Source organism: Psychroflexus gondwanensis ACAM 44 (assembly GCF_000355905.1).
In the GTDB taxonomy this organism is placed as follows: Bacteria; Bacteroidota; Bacteroidia; order Flavobacteriales; family Flavobacteriaceae; genus Psychroflexus; species Psychroflexus gondwanensis.
The window spans coordinates 25,544-37,829 of record NZ_APLF01000017.1 but is presented as its reverse complement, the minus strand read 5'-3'; the positions used below and the strand labels follow the sequence as shown (position 1 = coordinate 37,829).

At 36.3% G+C, this 12,286-nt stretch carries 10 protein-coding genes; 6 read left to right on the top strand and 4 right to left on the bottom strand.

Annotated elements, in window-relative coordinates:
* Positions 1-106 precede the first annotated feature (106 nt).
* Both PGOND44_RS12835 and PGOND44_RS12830 read left to right on the top strand, forming a co-directional pair.
* Entirely contained in the window at positions 107-1,399 is a 1,293-nt protein-coding gene (locus PGOND44_RS12835; protein ID WP_003443381.1) for an aminopeptidase P family protein, read from the top strand.
* A 195-nt stretch (positions 1,400-1,594) separates the two neighbouring features.
* The gene (locus tag PGOND44_RS12830; RefSeq protein ID WP_003443377.1) at positions 1,595-2,383 is read left to right on the top strand and encodes an alpha/beta fold hydrolase; all 789 of its coding nucleotides are present in this window, start codon (positions 1,595-1,597) and stop codon (positions 2,381-2,383) included.
* Positions 2,384-2,486: 103 nt separating this feature from the next.
* Here PGOND44_RS12830 and dgt read toward each other — a convergent pair whose 3' ends face one another.
* Positions 2,487-3,833, bottom strand: coding sequence for a dGTP triphosphohydrolase (gene dgt / locus PGOND44_RS12825; protein ID WP_003443356.1), 1,347 nt, complete (start codon positions 3,831-3,833; stop codon positions 2,487-2,489).
* Positions 3,834-4,121: 288 nt separating this feature from the next.
* Between dgt and PGOND44_RS12820 the strand changes: the two genes are divergently transcribed.
* Complete coding sequence (locus PGOND44_RS12820; RefSeq protein ID WP_003443353.1) at positions 4,122-4,487, top strand: BlaI/MecI/CopY family transcriptional regulator; 366 nt, start codon at positions 4,122-4,124, stop codon at positions 4,485-4,487.
* Complete coding sequence (locus PGOND44_RS12815) at positions 4,487-6,760, top strand: M56 family metallopeptidase (RefSeq protein WP_003443350.1); 2,274 nt, start codon at positions 4,487-4,489, stop codon at positions 6,758-6,760. Before PGOND44_RS12820 ends, PGOND44_RS12815 begins: the two co-directional genes overlap by 1 nt.
* A 232-nt stretch (positions 6,761-6,992) precedes the next feature.
* Here PGOND44_RS12815 and PGOND44_RS12810 read toward each other — a convergent pair whose 3' ends face one another.
* From PGOND44_RS12810 to PGOND44_RS12800, 3 genes are all read right to left on the bottom strand, one after another.
* Positions 6,993-9,440 carry a ribonucleoside-diphosphate reductase subunit alpha gene (locus tag PGOND44_RS12810; protein WP_003443346.1) on the bottom strand — a complete coding sequence of 816 codons (2,448 nt, stop codon included), beginning with the start codon at positions 9,438-9,440 and terminating at the stop codon, positions 6,993-6,995.
* An 84-nt stretch (positions 9,441-9,524) separates the two neighbouring features.
* Positions 9,525-10,505 carry a ribonucleotide-diphosphate reductase subunit beta gene (locus PGOND44_RS12805; protein WP_003443343.1) on the bottom strand — a complete coding sequence of 327 codons (981 nt, stop codon included), beginning with the start codon at positions 10,503-10,505 and terminating at the stop codon, positions 9,525-9,527.
* 207 nt (positions 10,506-10,712) lie between these two features.
* Positions 10,713-11,282 carry a DUF3109 family protein gene (locus tag PGOND44_RS12800; RefSeq protein WP_003443341.1) on the bottom strand — a complete coding sequence of 190 codons (570 nt, stop codon included), beginning with the start codon at positions 11,280-11,282 and terminating at the stop codon, positions 10,713-10,715.
* 168 nt (positions 11,283-11,450) lie between these two features.
* Here PGOND44_RS12800 and PGOND44_RS12795 point away from each other — a divergent pair, with 168 nt between their 5' ends.
* Entirely contained in the window at positions 11,451-12,023 is a 573-nt protein-coding gene (locus PGOND44_RS12795; protein ID WP_003443330.1) for a MarC family protein, read from the top strand.
* 5 nt (positions 12,024-12,028) lie between these two features.
* Positions 12,029-12,229, top strand: a complete 201-nt coding sequence (locus tag PGOND44_RS15390; protein WP_081606532.1) for a hypothetical protein — start codon at positions 12,029-12,031, stop codon at positions 12,227-12,229.
* Positions 12,230-12,286: the final 57 nt, after the last annotated feature.

Here is a 12,286-nt window from a genome sequence, read left to right as displayed (position 1 = left end):
AGTTTTATAACCCAATTTGTCTCAAGAAAACCTTTAATTACCACTTAAAACCTAACAAATTCAATTTTTACCTTCCATTTCTTACCTTTGAAAAAAATTTAAGTTTATGAGATACGAACCTATAAAATCTGATTTGTTTATTCAGAATAGAAAAAATTTCATGAGTCAGATGCTGCCTAGCAGTTTAGCTGTATTCAATTCTAATGATACATACCCAATTGGTGCGGATAGTACCATTCCCTTTCAACAGGATCGAAATATTTATTACCTCAGTGGTGTAGACCAAGAAGAAAGTATTTTGGTGTTATTCCCTGACGCTCCAGATCCTAAGCACAGAGAAGTTTTATTTCTGACAGAGACCAATCCACATATAGCGGTTTGGGAAGGAGAAAAACTCAATGAGGAAAAAGCGCTTAAAGTCACAGGGATAAAAACGGTGTATTGGTTGAAAGACTTACCGAAAGTTTTTAACGAATTGATGACCCAATGTAACTTGGTATATATGAATACCAACGAACACTATCGAGCAGACCATGCTACTCAAACTCGTGAAGACCGATTTAACAAGTGGTTAAAAGAAAATTATCCCGCCCATCAAGTCGCCAAAAGCAATCCTATTTTACAGCGTTTGCGCTCTATCAAGCATCCTTTAGAACTAGAGGTGATGCAAAAAGCTTGCACTATTACTGAAAAAGGCTTCAGAAGAATTTTGGATTATACCAAACCAGGCCAATGGGAGTATGAGTTGGAAGCTGAGTTTATGCATGAATTTTTGATGAATAAATCTCGAGGCTTTTCCTATACACCTATTATTGCAGGAGGGAAAAACGCAACTGTACTTCATTACATAGAAAATAAAGAGCAGTTGAAAGCTGGTGATTTGATTTTGATAGATGTTGGGGCTGAGTATGCGAATTATGCAAGTGACATGTCTCGTACTATTCCTGTATCTGGAAAGTTCAGTGTTAGACAAAAGCAAATTTATAATGCGGTAAATAAAGTTAAAAAAGAAGCCACCAATCTATTGGTTCCTGGTACTATTTGGAAAGATTACCACGTTGAGGTGGGGAAACTAATGACCTCCGAGTTGCTAAATCTTGGACTATTAGACAAGGCAGATGTTCAAAACGAAAACCCGGATTGGCCTGCCTATAAAAAATACTTTATGCACGGGACTTCTCATAATATTGGGCTAGACACACATGATTATGGTCTACTTAACGAACCGATGAAAGCCAACCAAGTTTTCACTGTGGAACCAGGAATTTATCTGCCAGAGGAAAATATGGGGATACGTCTAGAAGACGATGTGGTTATACAAGAAAAGGGTGCTCCCAAGAATTTGATGGCTAATATTCCTATCGAAATGGATGAGATAGAGGATTTGATGAATTCTTAAGAAGAAACAGGAACACGTTTTATAAATAAAATTTGACGCTGCCCATATATAAATTATTTGTCATTCTGAACCTGCCTGAATGTTTCAACCAGGCAGGTTTATTTCAGAATCTTTAATTTGAGACTGAAAAATGAATGTAGATCCTGAAACGAGTTCAGGATGACAAAATTATGCTAAGAGGTAGTCTTTTAATCTATGACATTCACTTATAAACAAACGTCAATTCACTATTCCTCTATAGGTGTTGGCGAGCCTCTTATTTTAATCCACGGGTTTTTAGAAAATAAAAATATGTGGACTACTCTTCAAAGTGGGCTTTCTAAAAACTATAGGGTTTTGGCGATAGATTTGCCAGGCCATGGCGAGACCGAAGCGATTGGATATATCCATACAATGGTGGATTATGCCGAAATCCTTTTAGCCCTAATCCAATTTGAAAATCTTCAACAAGTTAGCCTCATTGGTCATTCTATGGGAGGTTATGTGGCTTTAGCTTTAGCTGATTCGAGCTTTGGAAGGGTTTCAGGCAAAATCAATAAACTGCTACTTTTAAATTCTACCCCTTTAGCCGATTCTGATATTCGGAAGCAAGAGCGGAATAGAGCGATAGCGATGATACAAACATACCCGCAAGCTTTTGTAGCTATGGCTGTAAAACACTTATTTTTACCCCAAGACCAAGACCGATTTTCTTCTGAAATCGATATCGCTATCCTTGAAGCTAAACACTGTTCACAAAAAGGAATTATCAATACGCTGAAAGGCTTACGAGATCGAAAAGAAAGAATAGAAGTACTAAAAAAAATGCACGATAAGAGTCTAATAATCTTAGGGGCTCTAGACGGAGTTATAGATGTTGATGCAACAAGAGCTGTTGCTCAGGCCACGCATACTAGACTTGAAGTTTTACCGGGCGGCCATATGTCTTATATTGAACATCCAGAGGTGCTTTTGAGCACTTTAAAAGAGTTTTTATCGCAATAATGTAGGAGTGAACCCTTTTACTAGTTGACCAATGTACCAGTGAACCGGTCACATAGTTAGTTTTAAACTTTTTGCTTAGGATCTCGAGAGCTTGGGCTAGTTTCTATAAGTCACTTCCTGTTAATTTACGGTAAGTTCTAAGGGCATTACTGTCGGTAAGTGAAGCGACGTGAGAACATACATCTATAAGCCAATCCTCGAGCTTAGATTCAGAAAAATCAAAGTCTTTGAGGAAATTTTTTAGAATCAATTTATCGAAATTGCTTGCCTCCCCAGCATGCTCATGTTCTACAGCCGTGGTAAAATCATCTAAAATCTTAGTCAAAATTTTATAGCCAGCAATCTCTTTGTCCAACACCTCCTGGCTTTGGTAAATGTTTTTAATACTGATCTTGATAATATCCTCTATTTGAACCTTGTAAGTGGATTTGTCCAGCAAAGCCGTGTGATAATCTCCATTTAAAATAGCTTCTTCATTCTCCATGAAAAGAGCGACAGCATCCTCAATTAAAGCGCCTATGGCCAAAGATCTTAGGTAGCTAATTCTATTTTTGGTAGTAGAAAGCTGTGAATACTTGGTTGTATTTATGTTCTTATGAACAATTTTGGACAAATACTCCAAGGCAAACTCCTCTTGAATTAAACCTAGATTGATTCCATCTTCAAAATCGATAATGGTATAACAAATATCATCTGCCGCTTCTACCAAAAAGGCTAAAGGATGACGTTTGTAGCGAATATTATCTCCTTCCATAACTTTTTGTAAGCCCAATTCCTCTGCAACATCTTGAAACTTTTCCTGTTGCTGATGAAAGAATCCAAACTTCTTATCCGCGACTTGTTGGGTTGGTTTGTGAGGAAGTGAGGCTTTTGGGTATTTGGTAAAGGCTCCTAAAGTTGCATAGGAAAGCCGAAGACCGCCCGGGGAACCATATTTGTCATCGGAAAGGAGTTTGAAACCGTTGGCGTTCCCTTCAAACTTGGATAAGTCCTGATAAACAACATCCGATAATTTTGATTTGAATCGTTTGCCATTTCCAAATTTGAAATAATCTCCAATAGCTCGTTCTCCACTGTGCCCAAAAGGAGGGTTTCCGATATCGTGAGCTAAGGCAGCAGCAGCTACAATTGCTCCAAAATCGTTGAAGTGATGACCGTGAGTGCCTTGTAATTGGGGGTGTTTCTCTAAGATCTTTTTTCCTACCAAACGGCCTAAAGATCTACCAACAACAGAAACTTCTAGGCTATGGGTTAATCGCGTATGAACAAAGTCGGTTTTAGACAAGGGAATCACTTGAGTTTTATCTTGTAAACTTCTAAACTCTGAAGAGAAAATAACGCGATCGTAATCGACTTCAAACCCTAAACGGGTATCATCTTGTTCTTTGCGTATGCGTTTATTGGTGTCGCCTTGGCGCTTAAGTGATAAAAGAGATTCCCAGGTTGGCATGCGTTTTAGTTTGTGTCAAATGTAAGGAATTCTATAAAGTGATTACCCCGAAAATAATACCATATTTAAGCAGCTTTTTCTAGGCTGAGTGATAACTGTTTCTCTAAGAATTGAGTTAATACGTTCAATTCTTATTTTGGTAGTAATTTCAAAAGAATCTAAACAGGAGGCCTGCCGGCTAAGATCATTATTTTTAAATAGTCCAAAGACATTCAAATTTTAAATACTGGATTCGTAGTTATATAACTGATTTTATAGTTTACATTTGAAATACAAATATAGCACCTCATGAAAAACCCGGAAAAACTTACCCTTAAAGAAGAAGAAGTGATGAGTGTTTTGTGGAAGCTCGAAAAGGCTTTTGTTAAAGAGATCGTTTCAGAACTTCAAGGCAAGAACCATTATAATACTATTTCTACGATCGTAAGACAATTGGAAGAGAAGGGTTTTGTGTCCTATACGTCCTTTGGTAAAAGCCATCAGTACTATCCTATTATAGAAAGAGAAACCTATAGCGCTACGGTTATGGATCAAAATTCCAATCGGTTTTTCGAAGGCTCCTATAAAAGCATGGTGTCTTTTTTTGCTCAACAGGAAAAAATAACCGAAAAAGACCTCGAAGATATTTTAGAACTCATCAAAAACAAGAGCTAATGGACTTATTGATATACTTAGCTAAAGTTTCTTGTATTTTAACTCTATTCTGGCTGATTTACAGCCTGTTTTTGGAATCCGAAACTTACCATAGATTAAAGCGAGCTTACCTTCATTTGGGATATATGTTAAGCTTGATTTTACCGCTCTTTACATTTACGAAAATTGAAGAAATCAATTTTACAGCGTCTAGCATTATTCCAATTTCTTCTGAATTTGCCACTACTGAAATTTCAAGAACTAGAATGGAATTGTTATGGTCTTTTATGACTGAAAATTCCGTCATCGAACTTATATACGTGGGTATTTCCTTACTATTTATAGCCTTTTTATTGATCAAATTCTATAAACTTTTAAAGGTTTTGAACCGTTCTAAAGCATTTAAAAAAGAGGGCTTTATTCACGTCAATCAATCTATTCCAGAAGGTGCTTTTTCATTTTTGAATTATATTGTTTATGATCCAAACCTCTATTCTGAAGAAGAAATGAAACTCATTTTAGCTCATGAAAAAGCACATGTGGTCTATAAACACAGTTTTGATATTCTTTTGTCACATATTTATAATAGTTTCTTTTGGTTCAATCCGTTTGCCTGGTTATATCAAAAAAGTTTAGTCTTAAATCTAGAATACGAAGCTGATGCCAAAGCAGTATCAGAAACTGCAAAAGCAGACTATCAAATGACGCTGTATAAAATAACAGAACAACATTTCAAATCGCAATTGCAACATTCCTTTCATCAATCCCCCATTAAAAAAAGAATCGCTATGCTCAACAAAAACAATCAAACACAATCGCTTTGGAAACTGTTTATCGTTTCTCCTTTATTAGTCGTTTTCTTTCTTCTTTTTCAAGTCGAAACCAAGGCTCAGATTAAAGAATCGGTGACAACTTCAGACGCTAAGATCACGAAGGTTGAAGTCATTTACGATGCTAATACTACTCTAGAAGAGATAGAGTCTGACGTTTCATTTCTAAAAGAAGATTTTGATATTGATATGACCTTTTCTGAAGTCAGATTTGGAGCTAAGGGTAAATTATTATCAATTTCCTTGGCTGTAGAGACCAATGATGGTTTCAGTGGGTCTGTAAGTTCTTCTGATGTTGCTTCAAGGCCGGTTTATTTCTTCAGAGACTTCTCTAAAGATGCCGAGATTCCATTTGGAGTAGGAACTAAATCTAAATCAGAAATGGATTCAGCAAAGAATTATGAGACGATAAAGAATGCAGAGAACTTTATCATTAATGGGAAAAAGATAGATAAAGAAGAACTGGTTGGCAATTATATTCCAGTTGAAGAATATCAATATGATGATAAATCTAAGACCTTATCTATAACGACAAAATCTGAATTTTCCCAGCCTTATTTTTCAGACGTGTTAGAGTTGGTTAAAGAACTTAAAATCAAACCAGTAGACAGGGTTTTTGAAGAGTCTATATTTATTAGGTTAACATCTGAATATAAAGTTACCATGATGAAAATAACTGATTTCAAAGTATCAGAAACTCCAAAGGAGTCTTTAAGAGCTAAAAACATTTCTCTCTCAAATGCATCTACTAAGCCTAAAAGATCTTTCTTAGATTTTAAAAGTAAATATGACAATCAAGATATGGTCATATTTGTGGATGGTGTTAAGGCAGAAAGAGGAAAAACTGTGAATATCAACACAAATGAAATAGAATCTGTAGAACTCCTAAAATCTACAGAAGAACTTAAAGCCGAAGGTTATAATTCAAATTTTATTAAAGGTGTAATTAAAATCACCAGTAAAAAAGGGAGTGCGGAAAATGCGTCTCAAGTTCAAAATTCTCAAGATAAGTATAGATCAGCATTGAACCAGCATGGATCTGTCATTTACATAGTTGACGGTAAGGAAATAGATCAAAAATCATCAAATAAAATCGAGCCTAACCAAATCAAATCTATGGAGTTTATAAAATCACCTAACGACATAAAAGAAGCGGGTTATGACCCCAAAGACATTGACGGATTAATTAAAATCAACACCAAAAAAGAGAATACTAACAATACATCAGAATCAGAAAATGCTTATATGAAGCATAGGCGTGAGCTTAATTCAATTGACAAAAAGCTTATTTATATAGTGGATGGCGAAAAGGTAAATGGAAAATCGTTGAATAATTATAAACCTGAACAAATCAAATCTTTTGACTTTATTAAATCGCCTTATGACCTAAAAGAAGCTGGTTATGACCCCAAAAAAGTGGATGGTTTAATAAAAATTACCACCAAAAAAGAAGTCAAAGAATAATAATCTAGTGATTAGCTCAAAGAAAAAACCGCTTCAAAACTTCTCTGGTCACCTTGAACTTGTTTCAAGGTCTTTATTCAAATTAATCATGAACTGAATTAGATTCTGAAATGAATTCAGAATGACAAGAATACAGGTTTTGAGACGGCTTAATTATATAGCAAAATTATCTAATTATAAAACCCCAGTAAATTTATATTTACCGGGGTTTTATAATTAGGTGCAGTTTATATTATGATCCGCACATTAGACAATCGTCGCCTTCAGACTCTTTGGACTGCTTGATCAGTGCTTTTAGCTCTTCTGGGCTCAATGAAGAATCGTCAGTGACTTTTACGGGTTGACTTTGAGCGTCTTGATAAGTCTTTGCCGCATTTTCTGCCACGTGGCTAGGCGCTTCCTTTTCTTTCTTTTCGTTTTTCAAAGTAAACTTGATCGCATCTACTGCAGACTTGGTTCTCAAATAATACATTCCTGTTTTTAAGCCACTTTTCCAAGCATAGAAATGCATAGACGTTAGTTTGGCGAACGTAGCCCCTTCCATAAATAAGTTTAAGGATTGAGACTGATCTATAAAATATCCGCGTTGTCTGGACATATCTATAATGTCTTTCATTGATAATTCCCAAACGGTTTTATATAATTCTTTGATGTCATCTGGAATAATATCGATGCCTTGTACAGAGCCGTTAGCTCTCATGATGGCATCTTTAAGATCATCATCCCACAAGCCAAGACTTACTAAGTCTTTCAACAAGTGTTTGTTGACAACAATGAACTCTCCAGAAAGGACACGGCGAGTATAAATATTTGACGTGTAGGGTTCAAATGCTTCGTTATTTCCTAAGATTTGAGAAGTAGATGCTGTTGGCATTGGTGCCATTAATAAAGAATTACGTACTCCGTGCTTCATCACTTTTCCTCTCAATTTACTCCAGTCCCAACGCCCGCTTACGTCTTTATCAGTTAGACCCCAAAGGTTGTATTGAAATTCTCCTTTGCTGATTGGTGACCCCTCAAAAGAGGAGTAAGGCCCTTCTATTTTAGCCAATTCCATAGAGGATTCTACAGCTGCAAAATATAAAGTCTCAAAAATATCTTGATTCAATTTCTTAGCCTCATCAGAGGTGAAAGGCAGTCTCAACATGATAAACGCATCTGCCAAGCCTTGAATACCAAGACCTACTGGTCTATGGCGCATGTTAGAATTTTCTGCTTCTTTGACGGGATAGTAGTTTCTATCGATTACCTTGTTCAAGTTCCTGATGACTTGCTTTGTAATCTTATATAATTCTTTGTGGTCGAACTCACCGTTTTTAACAAACATAGGTAAGGCGATAGACGCCAAATTACAAACCGCTACTTCATCTGGGCTTGTGTACTCCATGATTTCGGTACATAAGTTGGAAGACCGAATGGTACCTAGATTCTTTTGGTTGGACTTACTGTTAGCAGCATCCTTATAAAGCATATAAGGCGTTCCCGTTTCAATTTGAGATTCTAAGATTTTCTCCCAAAGCTCTCTAGCCTTTATAGTTTTACGACCTTTATTTTCTTGTTCGTATTTGAGGTATAACTCATCAAACTCTTCGCCGTGAACATTATAAAGGTTTGGGCATTCGTTTGGACACATTAAGGTCCAAGTCGAATTTTCCTCTACACGTTTCATAAACAAGTCTGGAATCCACATCGCATAAAACAAGTCACGCGCTCTCATTTCTTCTGCACCGTGATTTTTCTTAAGGTCCAAAAAACTAAAAATATCGGCGTGCCATGGCTCAACATACATGGCAAACGATCCTTTACGTTTTCCTCCACCTTGGTCCACATATCTTGCAGTGTCATTAAATACACGAAGCATTGGGACAATCCCGTTGGAGGTTCCATTGGTACCAGCAATATAGGAGCCCGTAGCTCTTATGTTATGAATAGATAAACCTATTCCTCCAGCAGATTGTGAAATTCTAGCGGTTTGTTTTAAAGTGTCATAAATCCCATCAATACTATCATCTTTCATTGTTAGTAAGAAACAGGATGACATTTGTGGCTTTGGAGTTCCAGAATTGAAAAGGGTTGGTGTCGCGTGGGTAAAATACTTTTTGGACATCAACTCGTAAGTCTCCAGTGCAGATTCCAAATCTTCACCGTGGATACCAAGAGAAACACGCATTAACATATGCTGAGGTCGCTCTACGATTTTTCCATTCAATTTTAGAAGATAAGATCTTTCTAAAGTTTTAAAACCAAAATAATCGTAGTTGAAATCTCTACTGTATATAATTCTAGAGTCTAATTCTTCTCTGTTTTCCTCGATGATTTTGTAAACGTCATCAGCAATAAGTGGTGATTTTTTATTATTACGAGGATTCACATACTCATAAAGATCTGTCATCACTTCACTAAACGACTTCTTGGTATTTTTATGAAGGTTGGACACAGAAATTCTAGCAGCAAGATGAGCATAATCGGGATGGCTCACCGTCATAGTCGCAGAAATTTCTGCAGCCAAATTATCCAATTCACTTGTGGTCACACCATCATAAAGACCCTCTATAACACGCATAGCTACTTTTGGGGGCTCTACCAATGGATTTAAGCCATAGCATAGCTTTCTAATTCTAGCTGTAATTTTATCGAACATTACAGGTTCTTTTTGTCCATTTCTTTTAATGACGTGCATAATCAAGTGTATTTAGAGTACAGAGCCAAGAAACCCTGCGGTAATTAATAATCTAATTTAAAAGCAAACTAAAGTTTACAGATTTTAGAAATCGGCGTCGAAGCTAATCTTGCTATCTTCTTCTTTATTTTTGTTCATGACACCCGCTTTTTGGTATTCCCCAACTCTTTTTTCAAAGAAGTTGGTTTTCCCTTGAAGCGAAATCATATCCATAAAGTCAAACGGATTCGCCGTTCCATATTCTTTGTCACATCCTAGTTCAAATAGCAGCCTGTCTGCTACGAACTCAAGATATTGTGTCATGAGATTAGAATTCATACCAATAAGGCTTACTGGAAGAGATTCTGTAACAAATTCGCGTTCAATAGTTAGAGCATCCACAATGATCGCTCTAATTCGTTCTTTAGGAACTTGATTCACTAAATGTTCGTTATGTAAGTGCACTGCAAAATCACAATGAACACCTTCGTCTCTAGAAATCAATTCGTTAGAAAAAGTAAGACCTGGCATCAAGCCACGTTTCTTTAACCAAAATATTGAACAAAAAGCACCAGAGAAAAAGATACCTTCTACAGCTGCAAAAGCAATAAGACGCTCAGCAAACGAATCGGATTCGATCCATTGTAAGGCCCAATCTGCTTTCTTTTTGATGGCAGGGAAATTCTCAATAGCTTTAAAAAGTTGATCCTTTTCTTTATCGTCATCGACATAGGTATCGATCAATAGCGAATAGGTTTCAGAATGAATATTTTCCACCATGATTTGGAATCCGTAGAAAAATTTCGCTTCGGTATATTGAACTTCATTTACGAAGTTTTCAGCAAGATTTTCGTTGACGATTCCATCGGATGCAGCAAAAAAAGCAAGAATATGTTTGATGAAATATTTCTCGTCTTCGCTCAGTTTGGTTTTCCAATCGGTGATGTCTTGTTGGAGATCTATTTCCTCTGCAGTCCAGAAGCTCGCCTCACATTTTTTGTACCATTCCCATATGTCGGGGTGTGTGATGGGGAAGAGGACAAATCTATTTTTGTTTTCTTCTAAAATAGGTTCAATTTGCGCCATAGGTTTATGATTTTGAGAGGTTTGGTATTTGTAATTGTTCTAAACAAATATGAAAATAAATCACTTAAATTTCTTTGAATTCAGTCGAAAGTTATCCACAAAGTTATCCACAATGGATCTAACTCCTGTAAACTAAAGGATTGCAACTTTAAAAAATTAAACTTTAAGACTTGTTGAATTTAATTTTGGAAAGTTTAATAGTAAATCTTAAGTGTTTATTTCTTCTACCGCTTGTTCCAATTCGGCATACCACTCTTCTCCAAATTTTCGAATCAAGGCGTTTTTGGTGAATTTGTAAACAGGCATTTCGAGGCTTTTACCTAAAGTACAAGCATCACTACAAATATCCCAGCGATCGTAATTAACCGCATGAAGTTCGGTTAATTTTTGGACCCGAATAGGATAGAGTTCACAAGAAACCGGTTTTTTGAAGTCGATTTCACCTGCGCGATAGGCTGTCTCAATGCCACAAAGTGCTGTACCATTTTCTGTAAAATTGACGTAAGCACATTCTTTACCTTCAACTAAAGGAGTCTCTGGTTCTTCGAAATCTGACATGATATGAGTACCTTGAGCTTCTATAGCGGCAATGCCTTCTGGTCTCAAAAAAGGTTTTACTTTTGGATAGATCGTTTCTAAAATAGTAAGCTCTTCGGGATCTAAGGGAGCTCCTGAATCTCCTGCAACGCAACACTCTCCTTTACAAGCCGATAGGTTGCAAGCAAATTCGTTGTTGATAATTGCTTCAGAAATAAGTGTTTTTCCTATTTGAATCATAGCTGCAAAGCTAGCTAATTATTCAGTGTGTTTGAGTTTGGCCTTATAGAATTCAAAGTAAAGGGGTTAAAAAATAAATTTAACTTAAATTTGATATTCCAGACTCTTTATGAGTATTGGTAATCCTTTAAGCAGAATTACTTTTGCAAAAATTATGAGTAACGTATTATGTTCGATTTTAAACAAATTTTCACCGCTGGGATGATTCTTTTTGCGGTGATAGATATTGTAGGAAGTATCCCGATTATTGTAGACCTAAGGAAAAAAGTGGGTCATATACAAAGCGAAAAAGCATCTATCGTTGCTTGTATTTTGATGATTGCTTTTCTCTTTGTTGGAGAGACCATCCTCAACCTTATTGGCATAGACGTGAACTCGTTTGCCGTAGCTGGAGCCTTCATTATTTTCTTCTTGGCCATAGAAATGATTCTGGGCATACAACTTTATAAAGATGATGCTCCAGAAACTGCCGCTATAGTTCCTCTAGCCTTTCCTCTTATCGCTGGGGCTGGAACAATGACCTCCATATTGTCGCTGAAGTCTGAATTTGATACTCCCAATATTATCGTGGCCATAATATTGAACATTATCGTGGTTTATGCAGTCTTAAAGTCTTCTAAAAAAATTGAAAAACTTTTCGGAAAACAGGGGATTTCTGTCATCAGGAAGATATTTGGTGTAATTTTGTTGGCCATAGCGGTGAAGTTATTCGCCACTAACATTCAGAGTTTATTCAATTAATAGTTATGAAGTATTTTATTTATTTCCTTATTCTCTCTGCCATTGGTCTTTTAATTTTTAGTGGAACATTGGTCAATCCAGATGACCTAGTAGGAGATCAAAAAAGTTTTACGGGAGTTTTAGGGATACTAGTCTGCTTATGTATTATAATCCTCTTATTCATCCTCTTGCTTTCAAGAAAACTAAAAGAGAGGTACGAGAGTTGATGGATTAATTTAAAGTCATTTAAAAAAACGCTTCAGACCAATTAAAGTTTGAAGCGT